Source organism: Trichocoleus sp. FACHB-6, from assembly GCF_014695815.1.
Lineage (GTDB): Bacteria > Cyanobacteriota > Cyanobacteriia > Cyanobacteriales > FACHB-T130 > Funiculus > Funiculus sociatus.
Map to the genome: position 1 here is coordinate 14779 of NZ_JACJOY010000118.1, position 15309 is coordinate 30087.

Here is a 15309-nt window from a genome sequence, read left to right on the forward strand (position 1 = left end):
TTGGAGGTTTTTTTTATGTCAATGGTTAGTCTGCGTGGACTTAAAGAGCTAATCGACAAAATTAGTGCAGAGCGCAATTTACCTAAAAGTGCCGTGCAATCAGCCCTCAGAGAAGCCCTGCTTAAAGGCTACGAGCGCTATCGTCGCACCCAGAACCTCGACAAGCGGCACTTTGATGAAGAGTATTTTGAAAACTTTGAAGTCGAACTCGACACAGAAGAGGAAGGCTTCCGCGTCTTGGCTACCAAGACCATTGTGGAAGAAGTGACAAACTCGGATCATGAAATTGCCCTAGAACAAGTTCAAGAAGTAGCTCCAGAGGCGGCTCTAGGTGACACCGTGGTTCTGGACGTCACACCAGAACAAACCGAATTTGGTCGCATGGCGGCAATTCAAACCAAACAAGTGTTATCGCAAAAACTGCGAGATCAGCAGCGCAAACTCGTTGCTGAAGAGTTCCAAGAACTGGAAGGAACCGTCTTACAGGCGCGAGTGTTGAGATTTGAGCGGCAATCTGTAATTATGGCGGTCAATAGTGGGTTTGGTCAGTCAGAAGTTGAAGCCGACTTACCGAAGCGGGAACAGCTGCCCAACGACAATTACCGCGCCAATGCTACCTTCAAAGTATTTCTAAAAAAGGTACGGGAAGGCCCAGCGCGTGGCCCTCAGTTACTGGTTTCTAGAGCCGCCGCAGGGTTAGTAGTTTATCTATTTGCCAACGAAGTACCAGAAATTGAGGATGAAGTGGTGCGGATTGTGGCAGTAGCGAGAGAAGCCAATCCTCCCTCTCGTCATGTAGGCCCCCGCACCAAAATCGCCGTTGATACTTTAGAGCGCGATGTAGACCCCGTGGGAGCCTGTATTGGCGCTAGAGGATCGCGGATTCAAGTGGTAGTAAATGAATTGCGGGGCGAAAAAATAGATGTGATCCGCTGGTCGCCTGACCCATCTACCTACATTTCTAATGCTCTTTCGCCCGCACGAGTCGATGAGGTGCGCCTTGTAAACCCAGATGCTCGTCAGGCTCATGTTTTGGTGGCGGAGGATCAACTAAGTTTGGCGATAGGTAAAGAAGGTCAGAATGTCCGTCTAGCAGCGCGATTAACAGGTTGGAAAATCGATATTAAAGACATTGCCAAGTACGACTACGAAGCCGAAGCCCGGAATATAGCGGCTGCTGCTGCTCAACGACAAGCCGAAGAGGAAGCTCTCTCCGCTTTGGCAGACGACGATGAGGAGTTTGAAGAATTTGAAACTCCTGCTTCACAACATGATTGGCAGGACGACCTGGACGAGGAAGATGAGGTAGATGAAGTTAATCAGGCGCAGACAACGGAAGTTTAGATTTGAGATTTTAGATTAAATCTCAAATCTAAACTGTTGCCTCGATATGAAACCAAACTATCGGCGTTGCGTAAGTTGCCGCCAGGTAGCGCTAAAGTCAGACTTTTGGCGCGTTGTAAGACTCTACCCGTCGGGGAAGTTACAATTAGATCAGGGGATGGGACGTTCCGCCTATATTTGTCCCCAGGAAAGTTGTTTGGTAGCGGCTCGAAAAAAAAATAAACTGGGGCGAAGTCTCAAAGCACCTGTTTCAGAAGAACTCTACCAAACCCTGTGGCAGCGTCTGACCGCTAGCCAACACGAGCGAAGTCTCCTGTTGGTTAGCGAAACCAGCAGCCAAGAGCCGCCTATCGTCCCAGGCCCATAACACCCATCCGAATAAGATATCGTAAGGAAATAAGCCTGCAAAAAAGAAATGTGACCCAAGTTGTTAAAAATTTGTGCAAGATTAGAAAAAAAGCAGTTAACTAAAATAGGCAGATGGCTTGTTTGTGGTAAGCAGAGTAAAAATTTCTTGTACATGATTACGAGAAGCAAAAGACAACAGTCTGGCGCTTCCGTTCTTTACACAGCACGCAAATGATCAACAAGTTGTGGTTTAAGCGTATGGTTATGGTCTGAAAACTGGTAGGATTCGAGGGGAAAGACTGGATGAACAACGGCAAAGTCAGAATTTACGAATTATCACGGGAATTGGATTTGGAAAATAAGGATATTCTAGGAATTTGCGATCGGCTCGATATAGCAGTCAAAAGTCACAGCAGCACAATAACAGAATCGGAGGCAGAGCGTATTCGTTCGGCGGCAGAGAAACAACACGCCTCCCGTCCGAAGAGCGCGTTACGTCCGCCGGGGGAACGCAGAACTTCGCCGCCAGTATCTCAAGCTGTGCGACCAAGGCTGGAACACAAGCCGCAAATCTTGGAGATTCGTCAGCATAAAGCAGGTTCGGGTTCTAACCCACAACAGTCGGGAGAGCAAGTGGCTATCCCTCCCCAACCACCAGTTAGACAGCAGTCGCCGTCACCAATGAAGCCGACAACCCTCAATAAACCGGTGCGTCTCAGCGAACGGGATAATACCCCAACTGTAGAAGAAACGCAAGTAGAGTCTCAAGTAGAACTACAAGAAGAGCCTCAAGTAGAAGCAGTACAACCAGAGAGAAACGTTCTACCAGAGGAAAATGCCCCTGAACCTCAAGTCGTTGAAAAACGACCCGAACTTGTTGAACCTCCAGCAAGGCAAACAGCGCAGCGTCCAGGGCAAACAGTTGAACGGCCTGTATTGAAACGGGCCAATAAGGTTGACAACAATGCACCTCCTGCGGAGCCAGTAGCGAAACCACAAACAGGCGGGCCAAGCAGTGGGTCGCCAGTACGGCATAGTGCGCCGACTCCCCGATCAGCAGGAGCAGGAAAACCAGAGCGCTCTGCGCCCGTAGCCCCGCCAGTTCCACAACTGCACTCGCCACCGCAAAGACCAGGGCGGAATCTGTCCCCGATTGGCAGAAAATCTTCTGGAGGCGTTGAAGCACAAGAAGATTTAGTGACAGGACGCTCTAAGGGGCTTCGGGACAACGACGATGGTTTGGGATCGGCAGATACACCAGAAGAACTGTTATTAAGAAAACCAACTCCGCCCCGTTTGGTCAGCAAGCGGAAGGCTGCGTGGGAGGAAGAGGAAGAGGAAAGCCCAGAAGCAGCGAAGGCGAAGGCAGCAGCCAAAACCAAGCAGCGTCGCAATCAAATTGTCTTGGATGACGAAGATGATCTTGACGAAGTGGAAGGTTTGCCAGCTGCACTTCAGGTAAGTCTTTCAGTGGCGCGTCCTCCGAAGCAGCAAAAAGCTCGTCCAGCAGGGCCAGTAGTGGCAGCTCCAGCAGCGGCCACCAAAGTTGGCGCTCGCAAAGGTTCAAGCTCACGCGATACCCAAAATGATAATCGCCGTCGGGAAGCAGCCAAACCAGAACGTCCCGAAAAACTGGTATTGAGTGGCAGTTTGACCGTAAGAGAACTAGCTACGGCTCTGGGAGTGGCAGAAACCGAGATTATCAAAACTCTGTTCTTCAAAGGCTTTGCGATCAACATTACCCAAACCCTGGATATCCCCACCGTCACAATGGTGGCGAATGAGCTGGGTGTGGAAGTGGAGACGCAAGAAGAACAAGCTGCGGCTACGAAAGTAACGGTAATGGTGACCGAGGAAGACGTGGATCACCTGCAACGCCGTCCGCCAGTCGTGACAATTATGGGTCACGTAGACCACGGTAAAACAACCTTACTCGATTCGATCCGCAAAACCAAGGTGGCTCAGGGAGAAGCCGGGGGAATTACCCAGCATATCGGTGCTTACCATGTGGATGTGGATTATGAAGGTCAACATCAGCAAGTTGTGTTCCTCGATACTCCTGGTCACCAAGCCTTTACGGCAATGCGGGCGCGGGGTACGCGAGTTACAGACATCGCTGTGCTGGTGGTTGCCGCTGATGATGGTGTTCAACCGCAGACGATAGAAGCCATCAGCCACGCGAAAGCAGCTGAAGTGCCAATTGTAGTGGCGATCAACAAAGTTGATAAGCCGGATTCCCAGATAGACCGCGTGAAGCAGGAGCTAACCCAATACGGTCTGCAACCTGAAGAATGGGGCGGCGATATCATTATGGTTCCGGTAAGCGCCATTAAAGGGGAAAACCTGGATACGCTACTGGAAATGATTCTGCTACAGGCGGAAGTTTTAGAACTATCCGCTAACCCAGACCGCCCAGCTAAAGGTACGGTGATTGAAGCAAATCTGGATAAATCAAGAGGTCCAGTTGCTACCTTCCTGGTACAAAATGGTACGTTGCGAGTAGGCGATGTCCTGGTAGTTGGCTCGGTACTGGGCAAAGTACGGGCAATGATCGATGACCGGGGAGATCGGGTGAGTGCCGCGACACCATCTTTCGCAGTGGAAGTGTTGGGCTTAAGCGACGTTCCAGCTGCTGGTGATGAATTCGAGGTCTACCCGAACGAAAAAGAAGCTCGCGCGATCGCTAACACCAGAGCCGACGAGCAACGCCAGTCACGCCTACAACAGGTGATGGCATCCCGCCGAGTTACCCTGGATTCCCTCTCAGCTCAGGCTCAAGAAGGCGAACTCAAGGAACTCAACTTGCTTCTCAAGGCAGACGTTCAAGGCTCCGTAGAAGCGATTCTGGGCGCACTTGGACAGTTGCCGCAAAATGAAGTGCAAGTTCGGGTGCTGTTAGCCGCTCCTGGGGAAGTTACTGAGACAGACGTTGACTTAGCTGCTGCCAGTGGCGCTGTGATTGTTGGGTTTAATACCACTCTTGCCAGTGGAGCGCGACAAGCTGCTGACGAGGCAGGTGTCGATGTGCGCGAATACAACATCATCTATAAACTGTTGGATGATATTCAAGGCGCAATGGAAGGTCTGCTGGAACCAGAGCAGGTCGAAGAACCCCTCGGAAGCGTGGAAGTCCGCGCTGTCTTCCCAGTCGGTCGCGGCGCTGTCGCTGGTTGCTACGTACTGTCCGGCAAAGTAGTTCGTAATTGCCGAGTGCGGGTGCGCCGCAACTCTCAAGTGGTGCACGAAGGCGTTCTGGATTCCCTCAAGCGGATGAAGGAAGATGCCAGGGAAGTCAACGCTGGGTACGAATGCGGTGTCGGTGTCGATCGTTTCAACGACTGGAAGGAAGGCGACATTATCGAAGCCTACCAGATGGTAAGCAAGCGCCGGACTCTATCGCCCAATTAGTTTTGAGTTTTGAGTTTTGAATTAAAAACATATTTAACTCAAAACTCAAAATTCAGCACTCAAAACTCTTTTATGCGCTCTTTTTGGTCAGAACCGTTTTTGTGGATTCATCTTGCTGGATTGGCAGCAGTTCCTATTTGCTTGGAAGCGTGCTGCCTATTCCTAGCTGTTGGCGATCCTGTGTCACCAGGGTGGCTGGAAATGTCTTTAGTGGCGGTTGTCGGCATTGCACCAGTATTCTGGATGCAGTGGAGCCGCCCTTTTTCCATTTTCAGCATCCTGGCAGTAGCGATGAAGCCAGAGCAATTGACAGATGAGCAACGATGCCTTTTGTCGCAATTCAAAACTCCAGGGAACAAGTTTATCGCTGGCGCAGCAGCCGTTTTCATGCTAGGGCTATTGTGGCTCCTGTACCAGACGGCACCCTTAGTGGCAAGCAAAGCAGCGTTTCTTCCCCAGTGGCGACTGGCGGGACTGCTAGCGGCGACACTAGCATTTCTGGCAGGCAATTTGTTTTTGCAGGTTAGCTTGAGCGTGGCGCGAGTTCTGTTCATCAGCGAAGCAGCGTTTTGGGGAACGCCACCTTATCCCCTAGAACGCATTTGTCAGGAGTTCACAATTCCGGGATTACAGGTAAATCAAATATTGCCAGCAGAAATCTCGCAAGCATCTGCTAAAATGCCAGCTGAGCTGGAATCAGCAAAGAGGGAACCAGTGTCTTCTGACTAAGAATACAAGCCTTTAGTCTACCTAGCCAATCATGGATAGTTTAAATTGAGATGTGCTTAAAAGCACAATCTAATTTGCGATTTAGGCTATCCTGGGAATAGATGGACAAATTCATTAAATAGCGGTTAGCTGATTTTAGATATTAAACGAGTGATATTAGATTTTCAAGTGAGTTTTAACTCTAAATCTAATATTTAGAATTTAAAATAAAAAATAGAATTGCTTTCATATATAAGCTGAAAACTCATTATTACTATAAAAGGTGCGTATGGTCATTTTCTCTGCTTCACAAAAAAGCGAATTTTCCGGCGATACCCAAATTTGGGAAAGCCTCAAACAAGCGATCGCATCCAGTTCCGGATTCCAGCGTTGGGAGCTGGAACGCCCTATGGATAAAGAACAACTTCAAGACGTGGGTATCGATTATCGGGTTCGCCGCTACCTGCGGGAAACACTAGAAACTTTGGCTTATTAGTCAGTTATCTAATGGCTAATAGTTAATAAATACGGTCTTTTGTAAGAGTGGCTCCCCCAATGGTAAATTGGGGGAGCCACTCTTAGTTGCACATTGGGTCAATTAGCTATTAACAGCTGCTACTTGATTAAATCGCCCAAATTCGGCAAGCCCTCTGCCAGTCGCCGGACTTGCTTGTAGACATCGGCAAGGCGATCGCCCTCCACATGAACTTCTGGGGTAGGGTAATTTTGCAGCACTTCAATCAAAGTAATCTTATTATTTGGTAGAGCTGAACTCATCAAAGCTCCCCGCAAAGCCTGCACGTTGGCACCGCTACCAGTATGAATTACATCAGAGACTTGAGTCAGTGCAATTTCTCCTAGAGGGTTATTCAGCACCTTGTCTAAAAACAGAGCATTCACCTTTATTTCTTGCGTCAGCACCTTTCTCAATTCTTCAGGCTTTTTTCCAGCCATAGCTAGATAAGCACGCAACGCCGGCGAAAGTTCCCCAGTTTCCACAAAAGTTGTGAGTTCGGGAACCGATATTGATTCTCTGAGAATGCTGTATTTTAGCACCACCGATTCGGCAGCATCCGCAGGAGTGGCAAAGAGCCAAACCCCTGCAACAGCAGCTAAACAAACGAGACGCATTGACAGCAATAGATAGCGCATAGGGAACCAAAAAATCTTGTTCTACTTTGACGATACTCTGTAGCGATAAGTTGCAACCTCTGGCGCAAGAAACAATGGCGAACCATACCACAGGGACATCGCACAAACGGGGAATGCGATCGCATCCGTATTCAATTTTAAAAAAAAATATCCCTCAGCGAGTCCCTAAATCGTAAAGTAAGAAAGCACACAAAAAGCATCAATCGTATGATCTACAAGGGTTCTCATCGGAATTCCTCTCAGCTTAAGAGCGTCAATTTACGTCACACAAAGGTAGGCACCGTCATCGGGACATCCCTGTTTAGCGCTTTGTTGCTTTGGTCTGGCGGGGTAATGGCACTTCCTGCTACTGCCCTTATAGAGCCATCAACATCCATAGCGCAAGTTCCCGCAGGCGCAACCGTCGTCTACGTCAACCAATCCACAGGTAACGATAGTACCAGTGCTGGTAGCCAAACTACACCCTATCGCACCATTTCCTACGCCCTCCAGCAAGCTGCATCTGGCACAGTCGTTCAGCTGGCACCTGGTTCCTACACGGCTGACACAGGGGAAGTCTTCCCCCTCGTCGTCAAAAGAGGCGTGATTTTGCGCGGCGATCCTGCGACCAAAGGACAGACAGTAGCAATTATTGGCGGTGGTGGCTACAACAGTCCCACTTTTTCCGGTCAGAATATTACAATGCGCGCAGACAACGACGCGGAAGTTGCAGGATTAACTATCACTAACCCTAATCCGAGAGGAACTGGGCTGTGGATTGAATCTAGTAATGCAAAGGTGAGTAATAACACCTTTTCCAACAGCAAGCGGGAGGGGGTTCTCGTCACGGGTACGGGTAACCCCAAGATTGAAGCAAACGTCTTTACCAGGAACGAGGGAAATGGTCTTTCTGTTGCCAAGACAGCGACAGGAGAAATCCGCAACAATCTGTTTCAGGAGACTGGCAGTGGTATTGTGGTCACTGAGACGGCATCACCTTTGATCGTAGAAAACCGCATCATCCAAAACGTTGATGGGGTAGTTGCCTCCAACTCAGCGGCCCCTGTGCTGCGTAGTAACATAATTGAGGCAAATACAAGCTATGGAGTGGTGGCAACCGGGACTGCACAACCTAATCTAGGTACTGCTGACAGTCCGGGGCAAAATCGCATACGTAATAACACCAGGTTTGATGTTGCGAACATTACCCGTACCAATACGATACTGGCAGTCGGCAACGATATTGATGCTAAGAAGATTTCTGGCCGCGTAGACTTTGTAGCAACATCAGTTCCAGGCGGCGGCTTTGCTGATATTCAAGGTAACTGGGCGCAAGCATATATTCAAGCGTTGGTAGCTAAAGATATTATTGCTGGTTTCCCGGATGGCACTTTCCGCCCTAACCAACCTGTGACACGCGCTCAGTTTGCGGCTATCATCAATAAGGCATTTGCCCCAACACAAACACAGTCGGCGATTAATTTCACCGACGTTAGCCGGAATTATTGGGCTTATCAGGCTATCCAAACAGCTTCTCAGGGCGGTTTCCTATCGGGGTATCCGGGTCCTGTGTTTCGACCAGAACAGCGCATCCCCAGAGTTCAGGTTTTGGTTTCTCTGGCGAGTGGTCTGAAACTGCGCTCTGATAATACTAATGTGTTGTCGGTGTTTAGCGATCGCTCTCAAATTCCGACTTGGGCAAGCACTGCGATCGCCGGGGCGACTCAACAACAGTTGGTAGTAAATTATCCTACCCTGGCTCAGCTTAATCCTAGTCGCGATGCTACCCGCGCTGAAGTGGCGGCATTTGTCTATCAGGCGCTAGTTAATGCTGGCAAGGCTGAGGCTATTGCTTCACCTTATCTAGTCCAGGCTCCTTAAGATGCTGAAAGCGCCAGTTTTCCTAATGCTGGATGCTGGCGCTCTACATTAGATGAGTGTTATAATATAGTTTACCTATCAGCAATTAGCTGAAAAGTAAATGCGGGTGTAGTTCAGTGGTAGAACGTCAGCTTCCCATGCTGAATGTCGTCGGTTCGAGTCCGATCACCCGCTTTTTTACAGTTACTAATTATTTGTCGTCATCCTGACCATTTGGATGGTTGCAAATGGTACGACTAAATTTGTCACCTTAGTGCCAGATAAAGGAGCCAATTGATGAAGGTACAGCACCCTCTCTTTTCCCAAGTTGCCCTGGCTCAGAATTTACCAGAACACGGTCTGAAGCGGGGGGATATTGCGACAATCGTGGAACATTACCCCATGCCAGGAGGGGAAGAGGACGGGTATAGCTTGGAAGGGTTTGATCTACCTCAGGTGACGCTGGAAGTCGCCGCCTCGCAAATTATCCCTATCTCTCAGTGGCAGCAGGAAGAAATGATTGTACGCAAATTACGTCAGCTATCAAAATCGAGGCGGCTGCAATTGGAAGACTATCTAGATTTTCTCTTGCAAAAAGAGCAGTCAGAGAATGTTAGTGTTTAAGGCGCTTCGCGCACACTTCGCGATCGCATTTACAAGCGTCTACGAAAGAATTTGAAAAGCTTTGGGCAACAGAGAAGTTTGGTGGACGATTCATCAGACTCCTAAAGCCATATTTGGCAAGGTTCGCGAGAATCGGTTTGAAACCTAGATATAGTTTGGGCTTCAACAGGTGGCGTTTCAATCGTTATTGGATAAAGATGACTTGGGCAAGCAATGTGAAGTATGTTTAAGAATTTTGTAACAAGCTTGCAATACAAGATGAAAAAGCTAGACAAAAAAGAGGTAATATTAAATCAGTCCCTTGTAAGTACACTTGTACTATAAGTACAGACAATCCTCTTCCAACAAGGCGCAAAAAAACAATCACAGAAACTTGTTTCTCTATTAGAGCAAGTAGCGGTAGGCTGTAGTACAGTTCGGTACTTCTATCCAGTAGGTGATATAGATAGCTGCGACAAATGTCTGATCAGTTTTCTGCAAGTGAACATTTAGTAGGTTATCTATATCAAATTAGATATGCCTTATTCATTCTGCTTAAGAAAATAAGAGATGAATCAGGAATTGAACTTTCCATTGAGCAACTTGATGATGTCGCCTTTGAAAGACAAGGTGAACCAATAGAATTACTCCAGTTAAAACACCATATTAGTAAAAAAGCTGCATTAACGGATTCAAGTCCTGATTTGTGGAAAACAATTCGTGTTTGGAGTACACAAATAGCTGAAAATCCAAATAGATTCAATGAAGTAATCTTAACCTTGATTACTACATCAAAGGCTCCAGAATTAACTATTCCAAGTTGGTTGAAGCGTGATGAACACCGAGATGAGACAAAGGCACTAAACAATTTAATTTCGATTGCGAATAAATCGAATAGTAAAACTAACAAACCTGCCTACGATGCATTCCTGTCTCTATCTGATCAGCAAAAAATAATGCTTGTTAGCAGAATCTATGTTATCGATGGCTCGCCTAATATTAGGGATGTAGAAAGCAAGATAGCGCAAGAGATTCATCTACTATCTAGATTTCCAGGCTCTTTGAAGAGCAGATTAGAAGGATGGTGGTTCAAAATAGTAATTGACCACCTTATGAGCGATGAATACAATACTATCAAAGGAGTTGAACTACAGCGTAAAATTTATGATTTACAAGATGAGTTAGGGAAAGAGAACTTACCCAATGATTTTCCTGAGATTTTAGAAATGGATGAAGAAGAACTCAGCGAGAATGAACGAATTTTTGTTCATCAATTACGCTTAATTTTGCTGGGTAAAACTCGATTGCGAATTGCAGTTGGCGATTACTATCGTGCCTTTCAACAGCGAACAAAGTGGCTTAGTGAAGGACTAATCTATCCTGGGGAATTAGAAAGATATGAAAGCTATTTAGTAGGTGAGTGGCGAAGACAATTTGAAATTATGAAAGAAGATATGGGAGATACCTTGCCGAACCAAGACAGGATGGCTGAACTTGGTAAAAATTTATTTAGGTGGTTTGAAACTAATAACTTTACTCCTATTCGTCCTAGTTATATTGATTCTTACCTTTCTCGTGGTAGCTATCACCTTCTTGCTAATAGATTAAGAGTGGGTTGGCACCCAGAATTTCTAGAACGCTTAGGTCATCTCATTGCACAGGCAGCTAACCAGGTATCATGACAGTTTGGGAAGAACGCCCAGTTGAGGTTGCCAATTTATTTAACCCTGCCTTTTGTGGAGAGATAATACGGCTCTGTATAAAGTCTTATGTTGATGAGACGGGTAGAAACTTTCCCTATGCACTCTCATGCCTAATTCTACCCACTTTGATGTACAACGATACAAGAGCTACGATGACGGTTCGTAGATATACTTACTTGTATAATTGGCTTCAAGAACATCCTCACTTACGTGTTGGTTTTGCTTATCGAGTACGTGAACTACTTCCCATCAGCAAAGAGTCTTTAACTTTTTTATTACAGCTAGATGCATTAGTATTGGATGACGAAGCTGGATTAAGACCTACCCAGTATTCTAGAAGACGCTTGAACAGTCAAAACCAGACTTCTACTCTAGATTTTTATGATAAAGCGAAGCTATTAGGTAAATGGTTGGCTAAGGCAGGTGACGTAGTGACAATATATACTATGTGGGGAATACAGCCTTAGTTACTATGCAAATTTGTGATATTGTTCTCTACTCAAGAACTGGTGAACGACGAATCCTACCGCTTAGAGTAGGAGGTGTCAATATCATCACAGGTGAGTCAAGAACAGGTAAATCAGCACTCATTGATATCGTGGATTATTGCTTAGGGCGAAACCCCTGCAATATTCCTGTTGGTCCAATTCGTGACACCGTGGCATGGTATGCTCTAAGATTACAATTTCCTGCCAGCCAGATATTTGTTGCTCGTCAGAGTCCACCTCCTAACAGAAATTCCACGAATGTAGCTTTCCTTTTAGAAGCATCAGAAGTTGAGATTCCTGAAGAAATTATTCAGCCAAATACAACATCTGATGCAGTTGAAACCTACATTAACAACAAACTCGGAATTTCACCTAATTTGAATACCCCTCCCTCAGGGCAAACTCGACTTCCTTTAGAAGCAAATTTTCGACATGCACTTTTTCTGTGTTTTCAGAGTCAAAACGACTTAACATCGAGAGACCAGCTATTTCATCGACAAAGTGAGGGAAATAACCGAATTTTAGTTGCTATTAAAGATACTTTACCCTACTTTCTAGGCGTCATTAGGGAAGATATGCTCGCACTTGAACAAGAATTAACGCTGAATAAACGGGCATTGAAAGCTGCTAAACGTGATTTGGAAGAAGCTGAATCTATTCGGGGAGAGGGAGCCACAAATGCGGTTCAACTAGTATCTCAAGCAATAGAAGTTGGTTTGCTCAACAGTCAAGAAATTCCTGATAACCTAGACGATTTAACTCAACTTCTTCAACAGGCAGTACAGTGGACTCCACCTGAAATTATTTCGTTTTCTGAGGATGATGAGTCGCCAAACGGAGATCGGCTTGAACGATTACGAAGGCGAGTTAGAGAATTGCAGGAAGAGTTAACTCGTAAGAAAAATGAGATTGACGATGCTGAAAGGTATGCTCAGGAAGCAGACGGGTACTCTGTAGCTGCCCACGAGCAGCAATTAAGATTAGAATCTATTGGCTTATTCGATAACTTACCAAGAGTCAACTCACATGATGCATCAACCTGTCCACTCTGCTCTCAACAACTTCCTGAACCAGTTCCTAGAGCTGAAGCTATCCAGCGATCATTGAGGGACATTCAACAGGATCTTGAGTTTGTTGAGCGAGACAGACCTCACTTACGTGAATATATTGGAGAACGTCAGCGTGAACTAAGCACTACAAGGCAGAGGCTACAGACTACATATCGCGAAATTGAAGGTATATTAGCGGAACGAGGCGCGCCTAGACAGTCATACCAGGAGGCATTAGCTTGCAGCCGGGTGCAAGGTCGAATCAGTCTCTGGCTAGAAAATGCTGTATTTACTGATGAAACGATCGAGTTGCGAAGCCGAGTTACTCAATCAGAGAATCACATTAGAGAGATAGAAGTGTTACTCGATCCCGAAGAGAAGCAAGCAAGACTAGTTTCTGCTTTAAACCGAATTGGATTACAAATGACTCAATGGGCGGGGATATTACAACTTGAACACGCAGATGGACAATCTCCAGTTAGTTTAAATCTGAATCGCGGCACTGTTATTGTTGATACCCCTCAACGACCTATTCCACTTAGCCAAATTGGTAGTGCAGAAAATTGGCTTGGCTATCATCTGATTGCTCACTTTGCCCTACATAAATATTTTGTAGAAAACAGTCGCCCTACGCCTCGTTTTTTGTTTATAGACCAACCAACACAAGTTTATTTTCCAAATCTCTTTGAAAACGCTGATGTCTCTACTTCTGTAAACTTTGAATCCTTTGAATCAACAGGCTCTATTGAAATTTTGAGCAATCAAGATAGAGAATCCATCAGAAGAATTTTCAATTTTATATTTGATGTGGTTGAATTGTTGGCTCCAAACTTTCAAGTTATTATCACAGATCATGCTAATCTATCTGACGATGAGCGTTTCCAGATTGCGCTTGTCGAAACCTGGAGAGAAGACAGAAAACTTGTACCATTGGAATGGCTAAATAATGAATAGACATCTCCAAAAAAGAGTGTGAAACCTAGTTGTGCGATCGCTCATTCATTCCCTACCAAATTTGACCGCATCGCTTGCCACGCCTCAATCTGCTGCTGTAATTGTTGGATGCGATCGCATGAAAGCCTGATGAATGCGATCGCTTATTCATTCCCTCCCAACTTTTCCAGTAACGCTTTCCACTCTTCAATCTGCTGCTGTAATTGTTGGATGCGATCGCATGAAAGCCTCATGAGTGCGATCGCATCGCTTCTCACGTTTCAACCTTGTTTCTCATCCCAATTATTTGGATGGTTGCAAACAGTAAGAATGTGAGTGCTTAACGATGTAGAGTCAGCTGTCGCTGTTCTTGAGAAAGCCCCGTCACGATATCCTCTGCTGCAATTCCTGCTTTAATTAATGCTTCAGTCATTCCCTCCTCAAAATTATCATCCTCAATAACAACCTTGCCATCGAAGAGCCGAGCATGGAACAAGATTGTATTAAGCCAAACACTTTTTTCCCAACCTGTTGCAATAATTAGAAACTGCCCTGACTCAGTATCGCACACGGCACGAATTTGAATTGTCTGTAATCGGGGTTGTGCATCTGATGCCTTCCGTAATACTTGTGTCAAAATTTCAGGATAGGTTAGTGAGCGATCCATTGGATAATGACCTCATCTATAGGCTCATAAATCAGTAGATTGATTTTATTCCGTCTAATGGCCATCTGAAAAATTGGTTTCTGAAAATGCTTTAAGTAGACAGACTGGCTCACCGCCAAAAAAAGCTGACGATCTGGTTCTTGTTCTTCTAAAGCCCACTGATAAAGCTGAAGCTGCCCCATCGTTTTTTCTAGTTCACTAATTACCGAAGGAGTATCAAAGTCTTTTACTTCAACTGCAATTTTACGGTTTTCTTTGTCTGCACTAAAAAACTTTTCGGCTCCAAGATCGGCTTTTAGCAATGTTCTCTCTAACAGCAAAACTAACGGATCATCAGTAATTGTCCAACCATCCTTTTCTAGGGTACGACGCAGAGAAAAATGTAAATCATCTCGTCTAGACATTAGTATTAATCATTTTATTCAATTTTACGCATGAAAATACTTTGGTCAAATAGCTTTCTGATAGGTGGACATTCCCACAAAAAGCAACTGACACTGATAACAACGCTCATCCTGCCACAAAGCCGTAATCTAAACCCTCTTCCCACACCTGGGACACAACGACCAACAACCTCAGCTGATCCTGCTCATACCTTGTCATCAGGAGAAGCTATCGCTTATTCATTCCTTCCCAACTTTGACCCCATCGCTTGCCACGCCTCAATCTGCTGCTGTAACTGCTGTTCGGGCGATCGCATGAAAGTCTCATGAGTGCGATCGCGCCTGACACGATAACCTCTCCAACCAGAAGATACAATAAAATCGACCATCGCCAGAGGTGAACGCGATGCCCCCACTACTTGACAAAACAACCGATCAACGCATTGTCCATCATGGAACTTGGGAACAGTTCAAGTTCATCCAGAAGGGCTTTGATGGTTCTCCTGGGATGCGGCTGTTTTACTATGACGGGACGATCGAGATTCTTATACCAGGACAAGACCACGAAGCCCTGATTGACTGACAAAACTAAGAAGCGGGAATGTGGCTAAGAACGGTGAATTCGCGCTTTAGGGACTCATTAGATTGTCGCTGGCAAGCAACGGCAGGCTGAGGGTCAGGGAC

General features: G+C 46.0%; 16 protein-coding genes and 1 tRNA gene. 13 read left to right on the forward strand and 4 right to left on the reverse strand.

Going from position 1 to position 15309, the window contains the following annotated elements; genetic code table 11:
* Window positions 1-15 precede the first annotated feature (15 nt).
* The 5 genes from nusA to H6F66_RS23660 all read left to right on the forward strand — a co-directional run bounded on the left by nusA (window position 16) and on the right by H6F66_RS23660 (window position 6304).
* Window positions 16-1344: a transcription termination factor NusA gene (nusA, locus tag H6F66_RS23640; protein ID WP_190426408.1), complete on the forward strand. Its 1329-nt coding sequence runs from the start codon at window positions 16-18 to the stop codon at window positions 1342-1344.
* Between the two features lie 46 nt (window positions 1345-1390).
* On the forward strand, window positions 1391-1711 hold the full coding sequence (locus H6F66_RS23645) for a YlxR family protein (protein WP_190426410.1): 321 nt from the start codon (window positions 1391-1393) through the stop codon (window positions 1709-1711).
* Window positions 1712-1995: 284 nt separating this feature from the next.
* Window positions 1996-5100 (forward strand): translation initiation factor IF-2, encoded by a 3105-nt coding sequence (infB, locus tag H6F66_RS23650; RefSeq protein WP_190426413.1) that lies wholly within the window; start codon window positions 1996-1998, stop codon window positions 5098-5100.
* A gap of 72 nt (window positions 5101-5172) precedes the next feature.
* Complete coding sequence (locus H6F66_RS23655; protein WP_190426415.1) at window positions 5173-5829, forward strand: low-complexity tail membrane protein; 657 nt, start codon at window positions 5173-5175, stop codon at window positions 5827-5829.
* A 268-nt stretch (window positions 5830-6097) separates the two neighbouring features.
* Window positions 6098-6304: a hypothetical protein gene (locus tag H6F66_RS23660; RefSeq protein ID WP_190426417.1), complete on the forward strand. Its 207-nt coding sequence runs from the start codon at window positions 6098-6100 to the stop codon at window positions 6302-6304.
* A gap of 119 nt (window positions 6305-6423) precedes the next feature.
* On the opposite strand, the gene H6F66_RS23665 is transcribed toward H6F66_RS23660, so the two are convergent.
* Complete coding sequence (locus H6F66_RS23665) at window positions 6424-6939, reverse strand: alpha/beta hydrolase (RefSeq protein ID WP_199294842.1); 516 nt, start codon at window positions 6937-6939, stop codon at window positions 6424-6426.
* Between the two features lie 228 nt (window positions 6940-7167).
* Between H6F66_RS23665 and H6F66_RS23670 the strand changes: the two genes are divergently transcribed.
* The 7 genes from H6F66_RS23670 to H6F66_RS23700 all read left to right on the forward strand — a co-directional run bounded on the left by H6F66_RS23670 (window position 7168) and on the right by H6F66_RS23700 (window position 13911).
* Window positions 7168-8820 (forward strand): DUF1565 domain-containing protein, encoded by a 1653-nt coding sequence (locus H6F66_RS23670; protein ID WP_190426422.1) that lies wholly within the window; start codon window positions 7168-7170, stop codon window positions 8818-8820.
* 102 nt (window positions 8821-8922) lie between these two features.
* A tRNA-Gly gene (locus H6F66_RS23675) sits at window positions 8923-8994 on the forward strand.
* A gap of 102 nt (window positions 8995-9096) precedes the next feature.
* Complete coding sequence (locus H6F66_RS23680; RefSeq protein ID WP_190426424.1) at window positions 9097-9423, forward strand: DUF4926 domain-containing protein; 327 nt, start codon at window positions 9097-9099, stop codon at window positions 9421-9423.
* A gap of 458 nt (window positions 9424-9881) precedes the next feature.
* A complete protein-coding gene (locus H6F66_RS23685) occupies window positions 9882-11084 on the forward strand; it encodes an ABC-three component system protein (protein ID WP_190426427.1) in 1203 nt (400 codons plus the stop codon).
* Window positions 11081-11572: a three component ABC system middle component gene (locus H6F66_RS23690; RefSeq protein ID WP_190426430.1), complete on the forward strand. Its 492-nt coding sequence runs from the start codon at window positions 11081-11083 to the stop codon at window positions 11570-11572. Before H6F66_RS23685 ends, H6F66_RS23690 begins: the two co-directional genes overlap by 4 nt.
* A 5-nt stretch (window positions 11573-11577) precedes the next feature.
* Complete coding sequence (locus H6F66_RS23695) at window positions 11578-13596, forward strand: DUF3732 domain-containing protein (RefSeq protein WP_190426433.1); 2019 nt, start codon at window positions 11578-11580, stop codon at window positions 13594-13596.
* Between the two features lie 18 nt (window positions 13597-13614).
* Complete coding sequence (locus H6F66_RS23700; protein ID WP_190426436.1) at window positions 13615-13911, forward strand: hypothetical protein; 297 nt, start codon at window positions 13615-13617, stop codon at window positions 13909-13911.
* Between the two features lie 4 nt (window positions 13912-13915).
* On the opposite strand, the gene H6F66_RS23705 is transcribed toward H6F66_RS23700, so the two are convergent.
* From H6F66_RS23705 to H6F66_RS23715, 3 genes are all read right to left on the reverse strand, one after another.
* Complete coding sequence (locus tag H6F66_RS23705; protein ID WP_190426439.1) at window positions 13916-14242, reverse strand: element excision factor XisI family protein; 327 nt, start codon at window positions 14240-14242, stop codon at window positions 13916-13918.
* Window positions 14227-14646: a XisH family protein gene (locus tag H6F66_RS23710; RefSeq protein WP_190426442.1), complete on the reverse strand. Its 420-nt coding sequence runs from the start codon at window positions 14644-14646 to the stop codon at window positions 14227-14229. Before H6F66_RS23710 ends, H6F66_RS23705 begins: the two co-directional genes overlap by 16 nt.
* 215 nt (window positions 14647-14861) lie before the next feature.
* Entirely contained in the window at window positions 14862-15014 is a 153-nt protein-coding gene (locus H6F66_RS23715) for a hypothetical protein (protein ID WP_190447390.1), read from the reverse strand.
* Between the two features lie 17 nt (window positions 15015-15031).
* Between H6F66_RS23715 and H6F66_RS23720 the strand changes: the two genes are divergently transcribed.
* Window positions 15032-15208: a hypothetical protein gene (locus H6F66_RS23720; RefSeq protein WP_199294844.1), complete on the forward strand. Its 177-nt coding sequence runs from the start codon at window positions 15032-15034 to the stop codon at window positions 15206-15208.
* Window positions 15209-15309 lie beyond the last annotated feature (101 nt).